This is a genomic window from Shinella sp. HZN7 (assembly GCF_001652565.1).
Taxonomy (GTDB): domain Bacteria; phylum Pseudomonadota; class Alphaproteobacteria; order Rhizobiales; family Rhizobiaceae; genus Shinella; species Shinella granuli.
Map to the genome: position 1 here is coordinate 4633966 of NZ_CP015736.1, position 18533 is coordinate 4652498.

The following is an 18533-nucleotide window of genomic DNA, read 5'->3' on the forward strand; positions in this document are numbered from 1 at the left end:
CGGGAGCCGCACAATAGCGCTCGTCAGCCGATGACTTCGTAACAGATCTTGGCGTGGCCGGAGCGGATCATGCCGATGTTGGAGGCGGCGGCCTTGGAGAGGTCGAGCACCCGGCCGCGGATGAACGGGCCGCGATCGTTGATGCGCACCACGACGCTCTTGCCGTTGTTCGCGTTGGTGACCTTCACCTTGGTGCCGAAGCGCAGGCTTCGGTGGGCAGCCGTCAGGAGGTTCGGGTTCATGCGCTCGCCGGAGGCGGTGCGCGAGTGCAGCGCATACCAGGAGGCACGACCGCAACCGGCGGCCTCAGCATCGGAGAATGTAACGAAGGTGGAGGTGGCTGTGACGAGCGAGGCGAGCGCGAGGCTGGAGAGCTTGAGCATCATGTATCGGATGACCTTCCGGAAAAGTTGTGAACTTCCGCTGTGATGATCGCCCTATGAAGAAGCAAAAATGGCGAAAACGTGCCTCAACCCGCCGCAATTGCTGTGGGGAGGCCGCAGGATATACAGTCCATCGCCGGCGATGGATTTTTCACCTGCATCCGTGTGACGAAAAAGAATCTTCTGAATCAGTGACTAAACTGATTTGACTTGAAAGTTGGAATGTCCATCCGACAATCGTGCAAATTCTCGGAAAAAACTTTCAATATTAGCGATTGCTGCGCAGGAATTCGGCGGCGAAAATGAGGCAGATAAATTTAAGGTTGTATTAAATCGCAAAAACCGGCCCTGTCGGCCTCGCCCTTCAACCTCGCCAGCGGCCGGACGCATGGAGTTCGGCGAGCGACTGGCGGTAGTCGGGAAAGCGGAATTCGAAGCCGGCAGCACGCAGCTTGGCGTTCGAGACGCGCTTGTTCTCCCCGTAGAAAGACCGGGCCATGGGGGAAAGTTCCGCCGTCTCGAACGGAATATCGGGCGGCACCGGCAGGCCCATCAGCCGGGCAGCTTCGGCCACCACGTCCTGCGGCGGACCGGGCTCGTTGTCGGTGATGTTCCAGAGGCCGCCGAGGGACTTTTGTGCAAGGAAGAGGGCCGCGCCGCCGATGTCCTCGACGCGGATGCGGTTGAACACCTGGTCCTTCTTGACGAGGCGGCGGGCGGTGCCCTCTTCCATGTTGCGCAGCGCATTGCGGCCCGGCCCATAGATGCCGGCAAGGCGCAGCACGGCGACGGGCAGGCCCGAGGCCCTGCCGAAGTCGAGCCAGTGGTTCTCCGCCTCCACCCGTTCGATGGAGCGGGCGGAAACCGGGTTCAGCACCGTGTCCTCGTCCACCCAGCCACCCTTGTGGTCGCCGTAGACGCCGACGGTGGAGAGGTAGCCGGCCCAGGCGAGTTTCGGCATCAGGGCGGAGATCGACGGCGTGCCGGGGCGGAACAGCGGGTCGCCCTCCTTGCCGGGCGCGATGGACTGCACGACATGGGTGGCGCGCGCCATGTCGGCCGCAAGGGCCTCGGGGATCGGGCCGCCGTCGTAGAGGATCGGCGCGATGCCGAGGGCGCGAAGGCCCTCCGCCTTCTCCGCCGAGCGCGTCGTGCCGGAGACGGAAAAGCCGGCCGCCCTGAAGGTCTGGCCGATGGCCCTGCCGGAGAAGCCGGCGCCGAGGATCAGGAGATGCGTCATCGACAGTCTGCCTTTGCTCTTTCATATTCCGCGCGCACGTCCGCGTCCGCGTCGTCCGCCCTTCCTGCCGCAAATTTCCCGAATTCGGAAGCCGCCATCAGCCGGGAAAGCGCCCATGCGGCCATGCCGCGCACCATAGGCGACGCGTCGTCGGCTAGGTGGAGGCAGGGCGCGATCAGGCTGCGGTCGCCCGAATTGCCGGCGGCGATCAGCACGTTGCGGATGAAGCGGTCGCGGCCGATGCGCTTGACCGGCGAGCCGGAGAAATGCGCGCGGAAGCCGGCATCGTCGAAGGTCAGAAGATCGGCGATCGCCGGCGCCTTCAGTTCCTCGCGGGCGATGAGCTTCATCTGCGAGGCCGCGGCGGCGAACTTGTTCCAGGGGCAGGCGGCCAGGCAATCGTCGCAGCCATAGATGCGGTTGCCGATCTTCTCGCGGATGCCGGGATCGATCGGTCCCTTGTGCTCGATGGTGAGGTAGGAGATGCAGCGCCGCGCATCCAGCTTGTAAGGCGCGGGAAAGGCGTCGGTCGGGCAGGCGTCGAGGCAGGCGCGGCAGGAGCCGCAATGGTCGCGCTCCGGCTCGTCGCGGACAAGGTCGGCCGTGGTGAAGAGGCTGCCGAGGAAGAGCCAGGAGCCGTGCGTGCGGCTGACGAGGTTGGTGTGTTTTCCCTGCCAGCCGAGCCCGGCGGCGGCGGCGAGCGGCTTTTCCATGACCGGCGCCGTATCGACGAACACCTTCACGTTCACTCCGCCCCGCGCCGCAAAGCGCGTCGCCACTTCCTTCAGCTTGCCCTTGATGAGGTCGTGGTAGTCGCGGTTCTGCGCGTAGACGGAGATCGCCGCCCGGTCGGGCATGGAAAGCACGGCGCGCGGATCGTGCGCCGGACCGTAGTTCATGCCGAAGAGGACGACGGAGCGCACCTCGCTCCACAGGACACGCGGATCGGCCCGCCGCGCCTCGGTCTCCGCCATCCAGTCCATGGTGCCGTGATAGCCGGCGGCAAGGAAATCGGCGAGCCGGGGCGGCGCCTCGGGAATGGAATCGGGGCCGGTGATGCGACAGAGGTCGAACCCCTTGTCCGCCGCTTCCGCCTTGAGGAAGTCGGTCAGGCGGCGCCGGATCCTGTCGTCGCCCGACATCGTCCCGTCCTCAGAAATCGAGGTCCGCGTAATGCGAGACCGGGGTGACGCCGCGCACGCGCTCGGCCAGCAGCGGGCGGAAGGAGGGGCGGGACTTCAGCCGCTGGTACCAGTCCTTGGCCTGTGGCGCGTCCGCCCAGTTGATCTCGCCCATATAGTCGAGCACCGAAAGACAGGCCGCGGCGGCTAGGTCGGCATAGGAGAGGCGATCGCCGGCAAGATAGGTGCGCGAACCGGCGAGCCAGGAAAGATACTTCATGTGCTGGCGGATATTGGCGCGCGAATTGCGCAGGATCTTGCTGTCCGGCGGGCCGCCGCCCTGGTCCGGCGTCATCTGCAGCTTGAAGATGCGCTCGCGCACCAGCGGGCGCGTCACGTCCTGCTCCATCTTCTGCAGGAACCATTCCGTCAGGCGGCGGATTTCCGCGCGCTGGAAGGGATCTTCGGCAAGCAGCCGGCGGTCGCGCTTCAGGACGCCGTGCGTCTCGTCGAGATATTCGGAGATGATGCTCGCGCCGCAGAGCGCCCGCATGCTGTCGTCGACATAGACGGGCAGCGTGCCGGCCGGGTTGAGGGCAAGGAAATCGCGGCGGTTTTCCCAGGGCTGTTCTTCGGCAAGCTCCGTCTGGAACCCGTATTCCGCCAGGATGAGGCGGACGAAGCGGGAGGCGGCGGACATCGGGTGATGGTAGAGTGTGGGCATCAGGCTGCTTTGCTGGTCTTGCGGAAGGGGCTGTGGCCGGGTCGAGCGCGCATGCGGGCTGATTTGACCATGGCTGATTTGACGAACCTATAGAAATTTGGTGGTACAAACACAAGCGAATCGGGCTTTTTGCCGTATGTCCGCTTCATTTCGTGGCTTTCCTCCCCTTTTCCCCAAGGAACCTCCATGGCAGACCAGTCCATCGTCAGCGCCCTCATTCTCGGTTTGATCGAGGGCCTGACCGAATTCATCCCCGTGTCCTCCACCGCCCATATCCTGCTCGCCGGGCATTTCCTCGGCTTCAAGTCGCCGGGCAACACCTTCGCCGTGCTCATCCAGCTCGGCGCGATCCTCGCGATCCTCTCCGTCTATGCGGCGAAGCTGCTGAGGATCGCGTTTGCGCTGCCGTCGAGCCCGGAGGCGCGGCGTTTCGTCGTCAGCGTGCTCATCGCCTTCCTGCCGGCCGCCGTCATCGGCGCGCTGGCGCATGATTTCATCAAGACGGTGCTCTTCGAAACGCCGATGCTGATCTGCATCGTGCTGATCGTCGGCGGCGTCATCCTCTATGTGATCGACCGCCTGCCGCTGCAGCCGCGCTATACGGATGCGATGAAGTACCCGCCGTCGCTCGCCTTCAAGATCGGCCTTTTCCAGTGCCTGGCCATGATCCCCGGCACCTCGCGCTCGGGCGCGACGATCGCCGGCGCCCTGCTGATGGGCACGGACAAGCGCTCGGCGGCGGAGTTTTCCTTCTTCCTCGCCATGCCGACCATGGTCGGCGCCTTCACGCTCGATCTCTACAAGAATCGCGACGCGCTTTCGTCCGACGACCTTCTCGTCATCGGCGTCGGCTTCGTCGCAGCCTTCGTGGCAGGTCTCTTCGTCGTGCGCTCGCTGCTCGACTTCGTTTCGCGCCGCGGCTTCACGCTGTTCGCCATCTGGCGGATCGTCGTGGGAACGCTGGGCCTGATCGGCCTTCTGATCTTCGGGTGAAGATTGTTGCGGCCGGCTCTGGCCGGCCGGCCCTTACTTGACCGAGGCGGTCGTGCAGGGATCGACGCCGTAGGCCGGCGAACAGCCGTGCTTGCCGGCCGAGACCGTCGACGGCGCGGCAAAGGATCCGGCCACGATGATCAGAGCCGAAAACCCGAAGAAGATTGCAATTGCCTTGCCCATTGCGCCGGAAGCCTCTCAAAGTCCTGAAAATACGCCGCAGAACTGTCATCAGTACGACGCGACGGGGGCGGTGTTTATTCGCTGGTCCGAAGACAATCAATATCGCGACATGCTGAATCGCGCGTAAATGCCGCAGTGATTTTTTTAACCGCTGCATAAGTGCAACAGCCCGCCCAAAGCGCTTCGAAAAAAACGGACCGGCCGGCGCGGGATTGCCCCGTGCCGGCCGGTTCTTCGGGATGGAAATCGGTCAGGCGGTGCGGTCGATCCGCGTGAACTGGCCCTGCGGGCGGTAGCGCACGAGGTAGCTCGGCAGGATCGCTTCGGCGAGCGCCGGCTCGATGCCGATGCCTTCGAGCGTGCGGCCTTCGCTGCGGGCGGCGTCGGAGACCACATTGTCGACACGCAGCAGCGTGACCTGGTCGGCCGTCAGCGGCGGCTTGATAAGGGGCACGAGCGAGGCGATGGAGCCGATCAGCGAGGCGATGCCGAAGGGCAGCGAGACGAGCGGGTTCTTGCGGTCGACGATGCGCAGCATCAGCTCGAGACACTGGCGGAAGGTCAGCACTTCCGGGCCGCCGAGCTCGTAGATGCGGCCGCGCTCGATCGTGCCGTCCACCGAGCGGGCGACGGCTTCGGCGACGTCGGCGACGTAGACCGGCTGGAACTTCGTGTGGCCGCCGCCGATCAGCGGCAGGGCCGGCGCATAGCGCGCCATGGTGGCGAACTTGTTGAAGAAGCCGTCCTCCGGGCCGAAGACGATGGAGGGGCGCAGGATGACGGCATCGGGAACCGTGCGCAGCACCGCCGCCTCGCCGCGGCCCTTGGTGCGGGCGTAGGAGGACGCGGAGTTCTCATCCGCGCCGATGGCGGAGATGTGGGTGAGCTTCGCACCGGCGGCGCGGGCGGCTTCCGCCACCGCGCGGGCGCCGAAATCCTGCACGGCGTCGAAATTGTTGCGGCCGCTCTCGAAGAGGATGCCGACGCAGTTGATGACGTGGTCGGCACCTTCCACGGCGCGGTCGACGGACTGGCGGTAGCGCAGGTTCGCCTGCACGAAGGAGATCTGGCCGACGCCGCCGATCGGCTGCAGGAAGCCGGCAAGGTCCGGCCGGCGGACGGCGACGCGGATGCGGTAGCCGCGGCGCGCCAGCGCACGCACCACATGACGCCCGACGAAGCCCGAGCCGCCGAAGACTGTGACGAGCGGCGGAAGGTTGGACAAGGTCATGAGGCTGCTCCTGAAGAACATTGTAGGTCGGTAGCGCCTACATAGCCCAAAGCGTTCGCAAGGTGAAGCGCGGCGAAGCGTCTCTCGTGCCGGGTTTTTCCGGGAGCCGGGATGGCCGGCTCAGAGGCCCTCGACGACCACCATTTCCGCGTCCGCCACTTCCTGGCGGATGGCGGCGGCGATCTGGTATTCCGGCGAATTGTAGCAGTCGACAGCGGCCTGCAGCGAGGGGAACTCGATGATCACGTTGCGGGCGCGCACGCGGCCTTCCAGCTGCGCGAAGGCGCCGCCGCGGGCGATGAAGTTCGCGCCGTACTTCTCGAAGGCCGGCTTGGCGGCGGCGACGTAGTCCTTGTAGCGTTCGGTGTCGCGCACATCGACCTGTGCGATCCAGTAACCCTTGGGCATGTCTCTCTCCCTTTTGTTATGCTGCGCGTGCGCCGTCCATTTCGGCGAGGATCGCCTTGGCCGCGGCAAGCGGATCGTCCGCCTTGACGATCGGGCGGGCGACGACGAGGTGGCTGGAGCCGGCCTTCAGCGCATCGGCCGGGGTCATGACGCGCTTCTGGTCGCCGAGTTCGGCGCCGGCCGGGCGGATGCCGGGCGTGACGATCGCCATGTCGGGGCCGACGACTTTGCGCACGGCCCTGGCTTCCTCGGCGGAGCAGACGACGCCGCCCATGCCGGCGATGCGGGCCTGTTCGGCGCGGCGCAGCACCAGCGTGTGCGGATCGTATTCGTAGCCGGCGTCGATGACGTCCTTGGCATCCATGGAGGTCAGCACCGTGACGCCGAGGAGGCAGAGATCGGAGCCCTTGGCGGCGGAAACGGCGGCAGCCATGGCCTTCGGATAGGCGTGCAGCGTCAGCATGGACATACCCATCTTGACGATGTTCTCGACGCCCTTGGCCACCGTGTTGTCGATGTCGAGCAGCTTCATGTCGAGGAAGACCTTCTTGCCGTCCCTGGCGAGGTCGCGGGCAAATTCCAGCCCGCCGGCAAAGACGAGCTGGTAGCCGATCTTGTAGAAGAGGGCGGTGTCGCCGAGCGTCCGGACCACCTTTTCCGCCTCCGCGATGGTCGGTACATCGAGGCCAACGATCAGGCGGTCGCGCGCGGACATGGTCAAAACCCCTTGCAAGATTCCATTGGCGTCCAGTCGCATGTGACGATGCGGTCCGCAAGGCCGAAAGCGAAAAGATTGCCGCCGCCGCCCGGCTGGTCGCCGTCCCGGCGGATGGGCGTGCCCCTGAGATATCCTTTCAGCAGCGTGCCGACGCCGCCATGGCCGACGAAGGCGATGGGGATTTCCGGATCATGCCCGGCCAGCACGCGCTCGACGGCGGCGACGATGCGCGCCTGCGCGTCCACTGCGCGCTCCCAGCCGCGAAAACTCCGCTCCGGATGGGCGAAAAATTCGTCGGCCGCGGCTTCGAAGGCATCGGGCGGCAGGTAGCCGGTGGCGGAACGGTCGTTCTCGCCCATGGCATGGTCGGTCTCGACGGCAAGGCGGCCGGCGGCAAGGATCTCCGCCGTCTCGATCGCCTTGCGCTCGGTGCTCGCCACGAAGCGGCCGATCTGCCGCGCCCAGCCGGCCGAGGCGGCGAGCCGGGCCCGCTCGCGGCCGCGCTCGGACAAGCTCCAGTCGGGTACCGGCACGGCCGGGTCGATGGCGACCTGCGGGTGGGTGATATAGAGCGCGAACATCGCCGCCCCTCAATGGGTGCGGCGATAGGTCCAGAGCTGCGCCGGCGGGATGTTGCGCACGACGAAATCGAGATGGCTGATCTGGTAGCGGTCCGGCATGGCGACGACGGGGGAGAGCGGGCCATAGGAGATCTGCACGACCGGCCGGCCGGCGGGAACGCGCGAGAGCAGGTCCTCGATCAGCGACACGCGCCTGTGCATCGGGAAATTGAGCAGCGGCACGGCGGAGATGACGCTGTCGAAGGTGGCGTCGCGAAGATCGCCGAGCGTCCTGTCGAGGTCGAAGGCGTCGCCATTGATGAAGTTGACGCCGTCGAAGCGCGCGACGAGGTGGTTGTAGAAATCCGTGGAGAATTCGACCGAGGTCAGCTTTTCCGGCGCAAGGCCGGTGCCGAGGATCGCCTTGGTGATGACGCCGGTGCCCGGCCCGAGTTCGAGCACGGGAAGACCCGAGGCGGGATTGATGACGCTCGCCATGCGGCGCGCGGTGACCGAAGAGGTGGGGATGATCGAACCGACGGCCCGCGTATTGCTCATCCAGCCCTTGAAGAAGCGGATCTCGTCGTCGAATTTCTTGCCGAGCCGTTCCTTGACCTTCACACGCAACGTCATGCCATCCCCCTTCATGGTAGCACTCCAAACATGGCCGGTGAGGGGTTTCATGCCCGCTGCTTCGCCCGGCCCTTACCGAATATGTGACGCGGTTTGCGTCAAAAACAAGTCTGATTGCGCCGTCGCCTGCAAGTTTCTCAGGAGGCCGCCAGCGATGAAAAAAGAACCCGCCGGGTGACCGGCGGGTTCCAGAATGCTTTGCGATATCGCTGCGCCTATACGCGCATCGGCATGAGCACGTAGAGCGCGTCGTCGCCGGCAAGATCGCGCACCAGCGTCGGCGAACCGGGATCGGCCAGCATGAACACGGCTTCCGAGCCGGAGAGCTGGGAGGTGATGTCGAGCAGGTATTTCGCGTTGAAGCCGATTTCCAGCGGGTCGCTGTCGTAGCCGACCGGCAGCTCTTCCGTCGCGCTGCCCGAATCCGGGTTGTTGACGGTCAGCGTGAGCTGGCCGTCGCCGAGCGCCAGCTTCACGGCGCGGCCGCGCTCGGAGGAAATGGTGGAGACGCGGTCGACGGCCTGGGCGAAGGACTGGCAGTCGATCTTCAGTTCCTTGTCGTTGTTGGTCGGGATCACGCGCTGGTAATCCGGGAAGGTGCCGTCGATCAGCTTGGAGGTGAGCACGATCGAGCCGATGGTGAAGCGGATCTTCGCGTCCGAGACCTCGACGGTGACGGTCAGGTCCGGATTGTCGACCAGCTTCTGCAGTTCGCCGACCGTCTTGCGTGGGATGATGATGCCCGGCATGCCTTCCGAACCCGACGGCGCTTCGACGTCGGCGCGGGCCAGGCGATGGCCGTCGGTGGCGACGGCGCGCAGCTTGAGCTGGCCGTTGCTTTCGATCGTGTGGATGAAGATGCCGTTGAGGTAGTAGCGGGTCTCCTCCGTCGAGATCGCGAACTGGGTGCGATCGATCAGCATCTTGAGATCCGTCGCCTTGAGGCGGAACGTATGCGAGAAGCTGCCGGCCGTGAGATCCGGGAAATCGGACTGCGGCAGGCATTGCAGCGAGAATTTCGAGCGGCCCGAGGCGACCGTCATCGAGGCGCCGTCGGCGCTGGTGGCGAGCAGCACTTCCGAACCGTCCGAGAGCTTGCGCACGATGTCGTAGAGCAGGTGCGCCGGGACGGTCGTCGCGCCGGCCTGCTCGACCTGGGCGGGCGTCGCCTCGGTGATTTCGAGGTCGAGGTCGGTCGCCTTCATGTCGAGGCTGGCGCCGTCCGCGCGCAACAGCACGTTCGAGAGGATCGGGATCGTGTTGCGCCGTTCGACCACGCGATGGACGTGGTTCAGCGACTTCAGAAGATTGGACCGCTCGAGAGTAATGCGCATGAACTGTACCGCTTTCGACCGCTAGCACGCCGGAGGCCCGGCGCGGCATTGCCTTGAAATCCCGGCGGGCGCCGGAAGATGTGGACGGGCAAAATGGCAGAAACATGCGGAACTTTGCAAGTGCTAACGGCGTGGAACACAGGATAGTCAACCGTCGGACCTTGCGAGGGCCTGCCCGCTCGCCCATAAGGATGAAGACATGCGGCCGTCCAGCGGCTGGAAAGGTGACGGGCGATGCGGGACGAGGGTGCGGCAAACGGCGGGGGCGAAGGCGCGAAGACTTTCCGCCTGCACAATGCCGTGATCCCCGCCCGGCCGCTGGAGCCGGCGCTCTATCTCGTCGCGACGCCGATCGGCAATCTCTCCGACATCACGCTGCGGGCGCTCGAAACGCTCGCCGGCGCCGACGTGCTCGCCTGCGAGGACACGCGCGTCACCCGCGTGCTGCTCGACCGCTACGGCATCGTCAACCGGCCCTATGCCTATCACGAGCACAATGCGGACGAGGCGGGCCCGCGCCTCATCGCCGCGCTGGACGGGGGCAGGTCCGTCGCCCTCGTCTCCGATGCCGGCACGCCGCTCGTTTCCGATCCCGGATACCGGCTGGCGCTGCTCGCGATTGCGGCAGGCCACCGCGTCGTGCCCATCCCCGGCGCCTCCGCCCCGCTTGCCGCGCTCGTCGGCTCCGGCCTGCCCAACGAGGCCTTCTTCTTTGCCGGCTTCCTGCCGTCCAGGGACAAGGCGCGGCGCGATCGCCTGGCCGAGCTTGCGGGCGTGCCGGCGACGCTGCTGTTCTTCGAATCCCCGCATCGCATCGCCGCGACGGTCTCGGCGGCGGCCGAGGTGCTGGGGGAGGGGCGGGCGGCCTGCGTCTGCCGCGAGCTGACCAAGACCTTCGAGGAATTCCGCCGCGGAACGCTTGGCGAGCTGTCGGCGCATTATGGCGACGGCCACACCGTCAAGGGCGAGATCGTCTTCGTCATCGGCCCGCCGGGCGCGGCGGCCGCGCCCGAGGCGGAGGATGTCGACCGGCTGCTTGCCGCGCTCGTCAGGGACATGCCGGCCGGCAAGGCGGCCACCGAGGCTGCGCGGCAGACCGGCCTGCCGCGGCGCGACCTCTACCAGCGCCTCATCGACCTGAAGGGCGGCGATGGGCAATAGGCCGGCGGATTCGGGCCGGCTGAAGGCCTTTCGCCGCGGACACGTCTCCGAATACATCGCCGCGCTCTACCTTGCCGCCAAGGGCTTCCGCATCCGCGCGATCCGCTACCGCACGAAGCTCGGCGAGATCGACATCATCGCGCGGCGCGGCGACCTCGTCGTCTGCGTCGAGGTGAAGGCGCGCCGCGATGTCGACAGCGCCGTCTTCGCCGTCACCGGAACCGCGCAAGGGCGCATCCGCGCGGCCAGCGAAATCTGGCTCTCGCGCCAGCCCGACGGCCACCGCCTTTCCCTCCGGTACGACATTGTCGCCATCCGTCCCTGGCGGCTTCCCCGGCATCTGCCGGATGCGTTTTGATCAAAAGGAAAATGTAACGAAACTGACATGAAACCGTAACGCGCCCGTCACGGTCGCTCATTAGTGCACCCTCACACCAAATCCGGTGAAGAGGAGCAACCCATGTTCAAGCCGCTTTCCCTCGCAGGTTTCGCACTCGCGCTTTCCGCCTCGGCCTCGATGGCCGCCACCAACATCACCTGGTGGCACGGCATGGCCGGCCGCAACGGCGAGGTCATCAACGAAGTCGCCCAGAAGTTCAACGCCGCCCAGTCGGCCTGCGCCCTGACGCCGGTCTCCAAGGGCACCTACGAGGAAGCGCTCGCCTCCGGCATCGCCGCCTTCCGCTCGGGCGAACAGCCGAACATCCTGCAGGTCTTCGACGCCGGCGCGGCGACGATCATCAACGCTCCGGGCGCCGTCATCCCGGCGGAAGACCTGATCACCGGCGCCGGCCACACATTCGACCGCGAAGCCTTCATCGAAGGCGTGCGCTACTTCTACGCCGCGCCGGACGGCAAGTTCGTCGGCATGCCGTTCAACTCCTCCGCCCCGATCATGTACGTGAACACCGAGGCCCTCGAAAAGGCAGGCGTCGAAGCGCCGAAGACCTGGGAAGAGTTCGAGGCGATCGCGCCGAAGCTGAAGGAAGCCGGCTACCTGCCGCTCGTCCAGTCGCAGCTCACCTGGCAGTTCACGGAAAACTTCTTCTCGCGCAACAACATCCAGTTCGCGACGAACAACAACGGCTACGATTCGGTCACCGACACGAAGATCAACATGACGGACCCGAACCTCGTCATGATGTTCACCAAGCTGAAGGCCTGGGCCGACGAGGGCTACTTCGGCTATTTCGGCGCCGGCTGGAACGACAACCAGAAGCTCTTCGAGGACGGCAAGGCCGCCTTCTGGATCGGTTCGTCGGGTTCGTTCGGTGGCCTCCAGAAAACCGCGCAGAAGCCGTTCACCGCGGCCTTCCTGCCCTACTGGCAGGGCATTGAAGGCGCCGGCACCAACTCGTTCATCGGCGGTGCCGCGCTGTTCGCCATGTCCGGCAAGTCGGACGAAGAGAACAAGTGCACGGCCGACTTCTTCCAGTTCCTGACCTCGCCGGAAATCCAGAAGTTCTATCACCAGGCCACCGGCTACGTCGCCATCACCAAGGCGGCCTACGAGCTGACGAAGTCCGAAGGCTATTATGAAAAGACCCCGGTCGCCGAAGTCGGCATCCAGCAGCTCATGCTGCCCTCGGGCGACTGGTCGAAGGGCTACCGCCTCGGCTTCTACCCGCAGATCCGCGAGATCATGGAGCGCGAATACGGCCGCATCTTCGCCGGCGAAACCTCGGTCGAAGACGCCATGAAGACGATCGAGACCGAAGCGAACGACCTGCTCGCCCGCTTCGCCAAGACCGCCGGCTGACAGGGCTCCGGCTTCGGCAGGCCCCTCATCCGGCCTGCCGGCCACCTTCTCCCCGCAGGCGGGGAGAAGGACACGAGCCGCAACGGTTCCTCTCCCTCTCCCCGCTTGCGGGGAGAGGGTTGGGGTGAGGGGCACTCACCCGCTTCTCCCGCTCCTACAAAGGCCACGACATGAAGCGCGTGCAATTCTCCTCGCCCTATCTGCCCTATCTCTTCCTCGCGCCGCAGATGGCGATCATCTTCGTGTTCTTCTACTGGCCGTCCGTCCAGGCGATCCAGTCGTCCTTCTATCTCGAAGATCCCTTCGGCTTCGGCTCCACCTTCGTCGGCCTGTCGAACTATTCGGATGCGCTCGGCTCCGCGCAGTACCAGGCGATCGCCCGCTTCACCGTGGTCTTCACCGCGCTCGTCACCTTCCTGTCGCTCGGGATCGGCATGCTGCTCGCCGTCAAGGCGGATGCGGTGCTGAAGGGCAGCGCCGCCTACAAGACGCTGCTGATCTGGGTCTATGCCATCGCCCCGCCGGTCGCCGGCCTGATGGGCATGATGTTCTTCGACCAGCATATCGGCCCGCTGGTGAAATTCGCCGCCCTCTTCGGCTGGGACATGAAGGTCGGCCTCAACTACAACGACACCGCCATCGCCATGATCATCGTGTCGGTGTGGAAGCAGATCCCCTACAATTTCATCTTCATCCTCTCGGGCCTCCAGAGCATTCCGGCCTCCGTGCGGGAAGCCGCCGCCATCGACTGCCGTTCCGGCACGCGGCGCTTCTGGACGATGACGCTGCCGCTGCTCGCGCCCACCGCCTTCTTCCTGCTCGTCATCAACATGACCTACGCGCTGTTCGACACGTTCGGCGTCATCGACGTGATGGTGAAGGACAAGGCGGCCAACAACCCGATCACGCTGGTCTACAAGGTCTATATGGACGGCTTCCGCGGCAACGACCTCGGCGGCTCCTCGGCCCAGTCGGTCATCCTGATGATCGTCGTCTTCGTGCTCACCATCTTCCAGTTCCGCTTCATCGAGCGGCGCGTGCACTACAATTGAGAGGGCGCCCGCCATGAACCGCATCCGTCTCCTCGATCACCTCGTTCTCATGCTCGGCGTCTTCGTCATGGTCGCCCCCGTGGTGGTCGCCTTCATGACCTCCACCCACGAGGCGGCCGACATCCACCGCAACGGCCTCTCGCTTGCCTGGGGCGGCCACTTCACCGAGACCTACAACACCGTGCTGACGCGGGAAGGCGGCTTCACCGGCAAGATCACCGGCGCGCGCATGATCTGGAACTCGCTGATCCTCGGCATCGGTTTTGCCGCCGGCAAGATCGTGCTGTCGATGCTCGCCGCCTATGCCATCGTCTATTTCCGCTTCCGGCTCGGCACGCTGTTCTTCTGGATGATCTTCACGACGCTGCTCCTGCCGCTGGAAGTGCGCATCCTTCCCTCCTACGAGGTGATGAACAGGCTTTCGCTGACGAACACCTATACCGGCCTCATCGTGCCGCTGCTGGCCTCGGCCACCGGCACCTTCTTCTTCCGCCAGTTCTTCAAGTCCGTGCCGGAGGAGCTGCTGGAGGCCGCGCGCATCGACGGCGCCGGGCCGTTCAAGTTCTTCATCGACGTGCTGGTGCCGCTCTCGCGCACCATGATCGCCGCCATCTTCATCATCATGTTCGTCTATGGCTGGAACCAGTATCTCTGGCCGACGCTGATGACGACGGACGAGCGCTTCTTCACGCTGGTGCGCGGCATCAAGCAGATCCTGCTCGTCTGGGTGGGCTCCAACATCCCCGATTACAACGAGGCCTTTGCGCTGGCGATCCTCGCCATGCTGCCGCCGGTCATGATCGTGCTGATCTTCCAGCGGTGGTTCATCAAGGGTCTCACCGAAAGCGACAAATAGGAGGGCGCGTCCCATGGCGGCGATCAGCATCAAGGACGTATCCAAGGTCTACAATGGCGGCGTGACCGCCGTCAGTGCCGTCTCGATCGACATCGCCGACGGCGAGTTCATCGTGCTCGTCGGCCCTTCCGGCTGCGGAAAGTCGACGCTGCTGCGCATGGTCGCGGGTCTGGAGACGATCAGCCAGGGCGAGGTGGCGATCGGCCCGCGCGTCGTCAACGACGTCGACCCGGCCGACCGCGACATCGCCATGGTCTTCCAGAACTATGCGCTCTATCCGCATATGACGGTCTACGAAAACCTCGCCTATGGCCTGAAGAACCGCCGCACGCCGAAGGCCGAGATCGACACGCGCGTGGCGGAGGCCGCCCGCATGCTCGAACTCCAGCCCTATCTGGAGCGCAAGCCCCGCGCGCTCTCCGGCGGCCAGCGCCAGCGCGTCGCCATGGGCCGCGCCATCGTGCGCAAACCCTCCGCCTTCCTCTTCGACGAGCCGCTCTCCAACCTCGATGCCAAACTGCGCGTCTCCATGCGCGGCGAGATCAAGCGCCTGCAGCGCCGCGTCGGCACGACCTCGATCTACGTCACCCACGACCAGTTGGAGGCGATGACGCTCGCCGACCGGCTCGTCGTGCTCTCCGGCGGGAAGATCGAGCAGATCGGCCGCCCGCTCGACGTCTACCATCGCCCCGCCACGACCTTCGTCGCCAGCTTCATCGGTTCGCCGGCCATGAACCTCGTCAGCGGCGAAGTGCATGGCGGCAAGCTCGCCCTCGGCCCCGCCCTCATCGATCTCGGCGCCACGGTGCCGACGCAGGGCACTGTCACCGTCGGCCTGCGCGCCGAAGACCTGCGCCTCCATCCGGAGGGGGAGGGCAGCCTGCCCTTCCGGGTCGATTATGTCGAGGAACTGGGGGCCCAGCGCCTCGTGCACGGCCTCGTCGGCGACCAGCCGCTCGTCGCTGCGGTCTCCTCGGAAAACCCGCTGCCGGCAACCGTCTCGCTCTCGATTACGCCGTCGCGGCTGCATTTCTTCGACAGCGCCAGCGGCCGGCGGATCGACCGGCCGGGCGAAGACCGCCCTGAAACCCTTGCCGGCGGCCTCCCGGCCCTGGAGGCCGCCGCATCATGATCCGCAGCACCGTCGACAGACTGACCGCCCCTACCCCGGCGGAGCGCGCGGCGATAGCCGATCTCGAAAAGACCATCTCCGCGCACGATGCCCGCATGGCGGCGCTTGCCTGCATGAACGCGGTGGAGAAAGGCGGCCGGGCCGAACGCGCCGAACCGCTGCCCTTTCCCTTCACCGTCGCCGCCTGGAACCTCGAGCGCTGCCTCTTTCCGCTCGAAAGCGCCGAACATCTCGGCGCCACCGGTGCCGAGATCGTTCTGCTCTCCGAAATGGACGACGGCATGGCCCGCACGCGCCAGCGCCACACCACGGCCGAGGTCGCCGGCGATCTCGGCATGGCCTATCTTTACGGCGTCGAGTTCATCGAGCTCGGCCTCGGCTCCGATACGGAGCTGGAATTCTGCAAGGACCGGTTCAACCGCCGCGGCCTGCACGGCAACGGCCTCATGGCCACCGTGCCGCTGCACGCGCCCTTCCTGCTGCGGCTGGAGGGCGAGCGTCTGTGGTTCATGGGCGAGGTCGACCAGCCGCGCCTTGGCGAGCGCATGGCGATCGGCGCCGTCGTCAACACGGAAGCCGGCCCGCTCGTTCTCGTCTCCACCCATTTCGAAAGCGCCACGACGGCCGCCTATCGCGAACGCCAGATGGTCGGCCTGATCGATGCCCTCGACGCGGCCTTCCCCGGCCACCCCGTCCTCATCGGCGGCGATCTCAACACCGGCAACCATGCCGGCGGCGACTTCGAGGCGGAAGGGCTTTTCGCCCGCGCGGCCGAGCGCGGCTTCACCCGCCACGGCGGCCCGCTGGACGGGATGACGACACGCCCGAGCCTCATCACGCGCTGGCCGGAGCGGGCCATGAAGCTCGACTGGTTCTTTTCGCGCGGCCTTGCGGTTTGCGATACGCGCATCGTGTCCTCGCTCTCCCCCACCGGCCGGCCGCTCTCCGACCACGACCTCATCACCTGCCGGATCGACGGCTTCGCCTGACCCCGCGCGAGGCCCGTTGCCATCGCGCCGCCCGCATCCTAAATGTGTCGGGCATTCCTGAGGGGACTTTTCATGGCAAAGATCAAGAACGTCGCGGTCCAGATGGACCATGTGTCGACCATCAGCATCGCCGGCGATTCCACCTTCGCCATGAGCCTGGAGGCGCAGAACCGGGGTTACAGGCTGTTCCACTACACGCCCGACCGCCTCAGCCTGCGCGACGGCAAGGTCTACGCCGCCGTCGAGCCGATGGAACTGCGCGACGTCAAGGGCGACCACTATACGCTCGGCGCCCCCGAGCGCGTCGACCTCGCGACGATGGACGTGGTGCTCTTGCGCCAGGACCCGCCCTTCGACATGTCCTACATCACCTCGACGCATCTCCTGGAACGCATCCACCCCAGGACGCTTGTCGTCAACGACCCGGCCTGGGTGCGCAACTCGCCGGAAAAGATCTTCGTCACCGAATTCGCCGACCTCATGCCGGCAACGCTGATCACCCGCGACCCGGCTGAAATCCGCCGTTTCCGCGAGGAGATGGGCGACATGATCCTGAAGCCGCTCTACGGCAATGGCGGTGCCGGCGTCTTCCATTCCACCAAGGACGACCGCAACCTTTCCTCGCTGCTCGAAATGTTCGGCCAGATGTTCCGCGAGCCCTTCATCGCCCAGCAATACCTGCCGGACGTGCGCAAGGGCGACAAGCGCATCCTGCTTGTCGACGGTGAGCCGGTCGGCGCCATCAACCGCGTGCCCGCCGAACACGACGCCCGCTCCAACATGCATGCCGGCGGCCGCCCGGAGCCGACGGAGCTGACGGCTCGCGAGAAGGAAATCTGCACCCGCATCGGCCCGGCGCTGCGCGAGCGCGGCTTCCTCTTCGTCGGCATCGACGTCATCGGCGACTACATGACCGAGATCAACGTGACCTCGCCGACCGGCATCCGCGAGGTGCGGAAATTCGGCGGCGCCGACATCTCCGCGCTGCTGTGGGACGCCATCGAAAGCAAGCGCTGAGCCGCTTGCCGCCCGTCGCAAGGGCCTTTGCGGGACGTCCCGTTCGCGAACGTCCCGCCTTCGTTCCGCAAATGCAACCGGCCACAACCGGTGCGCGGAAAATTCTCTCGCAGGTTCTATGATTGTTCTTGTTTCATTCCGGATTCCGTGCCAGATTTGCAGATGCAACCCAGGGGCGGGTGCAGGGGACGTTTTCGGCGAAAACGTGTCGCGGTAGCCGTGCGCCGAATGGCGCAGCGCCGCGGGAACGGGCGGAGGCAATCATGGTGGCGCGGGTCGGTACGATCGCATTCCAGGGCATCGAGGGCGTGCCGGTCGACGTGCAGGTCATGGTGGCGCCCGGCAAGGTGGGCATGCAGATCGTCGGCCTGCCGGACAAGGCGGTCGCCGAAAGCCGCGAGCGGGTGCAGGCGGCCCTGCACGCCTCCGGCCTTTCGCTGCCGCCGAAGCGCGTGACGGTCAATCTCGCCCCGGCGGACCTGCCGAAGGAAGGCAGCCACTACGACCTTGCCATCGCGCTCGGCCTGATGATGGCGCTCGGCGCCGTGCCGGGCGATGCGCTGGAGGACTATGTTGTCATCGGCGAGCTGAACCTCGACGGCACGATCGCGTCCGTCGCCGGGGCGCTGCCCGCCGCCATGGGGGCGAACGCGCTCGGCAAGGGGCTGATCTGCCCGGCGGAAAACGGCGCGGAAGCCGCCTGGGCCGGCAGCGGCCTCGATATCCTGGCCCCGCGCAGCCTGATTGCGCTCGCCAATCATTTCAAGGGAACGCAGGTCCTGTCCCGGCCGGCGCCGGCAATCCGGGCGGCGGCGGCGGACCTGCCGGACCTTGCCGATATCCGCGGCCAGGAAAGCGCCAAGCGGGCGCTGGAAGTGGCGGCGGCCGGCAACCACAATCTCCTGATGTTGTGCTACATTAATTCGGAGAAAATGAGAGGCTGTCGTTATGGGCTGGCTGTTGGTTTCCACGCAGAACTGAGCCGGTTAGGCGCATAATTTCCATTGAGAATTGAGCCATGTGAACCTTCCCCAACGCG

Annotated in this window: 20 protein-coding genes and 1 pseudogene; 11 read left to right on the forward strand and 10 right to left on the reverse strand. The window is 65.8% G+C overall.

Features of this window, described 5'->3' with window-relative positions; translation table 11 throughout:
* Positions 1–23 precede the first annotated feature (23 nt).
* From shn_RS22185 to shn_RS22200, 4 genes are all read right to left on the reverse strand, one after another.
* Positions 24–386 (reverse strand): septal ring lytic transglycosylase RlpA family protein, encoded by a 363-nt coding sequence (locus tag shn_RS22185; RefSeq protein WP_371328580.1) that lies wholly within the window; start codon positions 384–386, stop codon positions 24–26.
* A 361-nt stretch (positions 387–747) separates the two neighbouring features.
* Positions 748–1623, reverse strand: a complete 876-nt coding sequence (locus shn_RS22190; protein WP_064332330.1) for an SDR family NAD(P)-dependent oxidoreductase — start codon at positions 1621–1623, stop codon at positions 748–750.
* Positions 1620–2765 carry a tRNA epoxyqueuosine(34) reductase QueG gene (queG, locus tag shn_RS22195; protein ID WP_064332331.1) on the reverse strand — a complete coding sequence of 382 codons (1146 nt, stop codon included), beginning with the start codon at positions 2763–2765 and terminating at the stop codon, positions 1620–1622. The genes shn_RS22190 and queG overlap by 4 nt, the downstream gene beginning before the upstream one ends.
* A gap of 10 nt (positions 2766–2775) precedes the next feature.
* Positions 2776–3468 (reverse strand): glutathione S-transferase family protein, encoded by a 693-nt coding sequence (locus shn_RS22200; protein ID WP_064332332.1) that lies wholly within the window; start codon positions 3466–3468, stop codon positions 2776–2778.
* Positions 3469–3654: 186 nt separating this feature from the next.
* On the opposite strand from shn_RS22200, the gene shn_RS22205 reads away from it, so the two are divergent.
* Positions 3655–4461: an undecaprenyl-diphosphate phosphatase gene (locus shn_RS22205; RefSeq protein ID WP_064332333.1), complete on the forward strand. Its 807-nt coding sequence runs from the start codon at positions 3655–3657 to the stop codon at positions 4459–4461.
* 136 nt (positions 4462–4597) lie between these two features.
* Positions 4598–4771 (forward strand): hypothetical protein, encoded by a 174-nt coding sequence (locus shn_RS36515; protein WP_162853012.1) that lies wholly within the window; start codon positions 4598–4600, stop codon positions 4769–4771.
* 123 nt (positions 4772–4894) lie between these two features.
* Here shn_RS36515 and shn_RS22210 read toward each other — a convergent pair whose 3' ends face one another.
* From shn_RS22210 to dnaN, 6 genes are all read right to left on the reverse strand, one after another.
* On the reverse strand, positions 4895–5875 hold the full coding sequence (locus tag shn_RS22210; protein ID WP_064332334.1) for a complex I NDUFA9 subunit family protein: 981 nt from the start codon (positions 5873–5875) through the stop codon (positions 4895–4897).
* 120 nt (positions 5876–5995) lie between these two features.
* Positions 5996–6283: a DUF1330 domain-containing protein gene (locus shn_RS22215; RefSeq protein WP_064332335.1), complete on the reverse strand. Its 288-nt coding sequence runs from the start codon at positions 6281–6283 to the stop codon at positions 5996–5998.
* A gap of 16 nt (positions 6284–6299) precedes the next feature.
* Positions 6300–6998: an orotidine-5'-phosphate decarboxylase gene (pyrF, locus tag shn_RS22220; protein WP_064332336.1), complete on the reverse strand. Its 699-nt coding sequence runs from the start codon at positions 6996–6998 to the stop codon at positions 6300–6302.
* 2 nt (positions 6999–7000) lie between these two features.
* The gene (locus tag shn_RS22225) at positions 7001–7582 is read right to left on the reverse strand and encodes a histidine phosphatase family protein (protein WP_064332337.1); all 582 of its coding nucleotides are present in this window, start codon (positions 7580–7582) and stop codon (positions 7001–7003) included.
* A 9-nt stretch (positions 7583–7591) separates the two neighbouring features.
* Complete coding sequence (gene pmtA, locus shn_RS22230; RefSeq protein WP_064332747.1) at positions 7592–8194, reverse strand: phospholipid N-methyltransferase PmtA; 603 nt, start codon at positions 8192–8194, stop codon at positions 7592–7594.
* 215 nt (positions 8195–8409) lie between these two features.
* Positions 8410–9528 (reverse strand): DNA polymerase III subunit beta, encoded by a 1119-nt coding sequence (gene dnaN / locus shn_RS22235; protein ID WP_064332338.1) that lies wholly within the window; start codon positions 9526–9528, stop codon positions 8410–8412.
* Between the two features lie 234 nt (positions 9529–9762).
* On the opposite strand from dnaN, the gene rsmI reads away from it, so the two are divergent.
* From rsmI to shn_RS22280, 9 genes and pseudogenes are all read left to right on the forward strand, one after another.
* The gene (gene rsmI, locus shn_RS22240) at positions 9763–10689 is read left to right on the forward strand and encodes a 16S rRNA (cytidine(1402)-2'-O)-methyltransferase (RefSeq protein ID WP_064332339.1); all 927 of its coding nucleotides are present in this window, start codon (positions 9763–9765) and stop codon (positions 10687–10689) included.
* Positions 10679–11047 carry a YraN family protein gene (locus shn_RS22245; RefSeq protein ID WP_064332340.1) on the forward strand — a complete coding sequence of 123 codons (369 nt, stop codon included), beginning with the start codon at positions 10679–10681 and terminating at the stop codon, positions 11045–11047. The genes rsmI and shn_RS22245 overlap by 11 nt, the downstream gene beginning before the upstream one ends.
* 102 nt (positions 11048–11149) lie before the next feature.
* The gene (locus shn_RS22250) at positions 11150–12448 is read left to right on the forward strand and encodes an extracellular solute-binding protein (RefSeq protein ID WP_064332341.1); all 1299 of its coding nucleotides are present in this window, start codon (positions 11150–11152) and stop codon (positions 12446–12448) included.
* A 170-nt stretch (positions 12449–12618) separates the two neighbouring features.
* The gene (locus shn_RS22255; protein ID WP_064332342.1) at positions 12619–13500 is read left to right on the forward strand and encodes an ABC transporter permease subunit; all 882 of its coding nucleotides are present in this window, start codon (positions 12619–12621) and stop codon (positions 13498–13500) included.
* A 13-nt stretch (positions 13501–13513) separates the two neighbouring features.
* Entirely contained in the window at positions 13514–14356 is an 843-nt protein-coding gene (ugpE, locus tag shn_RS22260) for a sn-glycerol-3-phosphate ABC transporter permease UgpE (protein ID WP_064332343.1), read from the forward strand.
* Positions 14357–14369: 13 nt separating this feature from the next.
* Positions 14370–15488 (forward strand): sn-glycerol-3-phosphate import ATP-binding protein UgpC, encoded by a 1119-nt coding sequence (locus shn_RS22265; protein WP_064332344.1) that lies wholly within the window; start codon positions 14370–14372, stop codon positions 15486–15488.
* The gene (locus shn_RS22270; protein WP_064332345.1) at positions 15485–16477 is read left to right on the forward strand and encodes an endonuclease/exonuclease/phosphatase family protein; all 993 of its coding nucleotides are present in this window, start codon (positions 15485–15487) and stop codon (positions 16475–16477) included. Before shn_RS22265 ends, shn_RS22270 begins: the two co-directional genes overlap by 4 nt.
* 72 nt (positions 16478–16549) lie before the next feature.
* Positions 16550–17494 (forward strand): glutathione synthase, encoded by a 945-nt coding sequence (gshB, locus tag shn_RS22275; RefSeq protein WP_064332346.1) that lies wholly within the window; start codon positions 16550–16552, stop codon positions 17492–17494.
* Between the two features lie 263 nt (positions 17495–17757).
* A pseudogene (locus shn_RS22280) lies at positions 17758–18405 on the forward strand (magnesium chelatase domain-containing protein); the annotation flags it as partial.
* Positions 18406–18533: the final 128 nt, after the last annotated feature.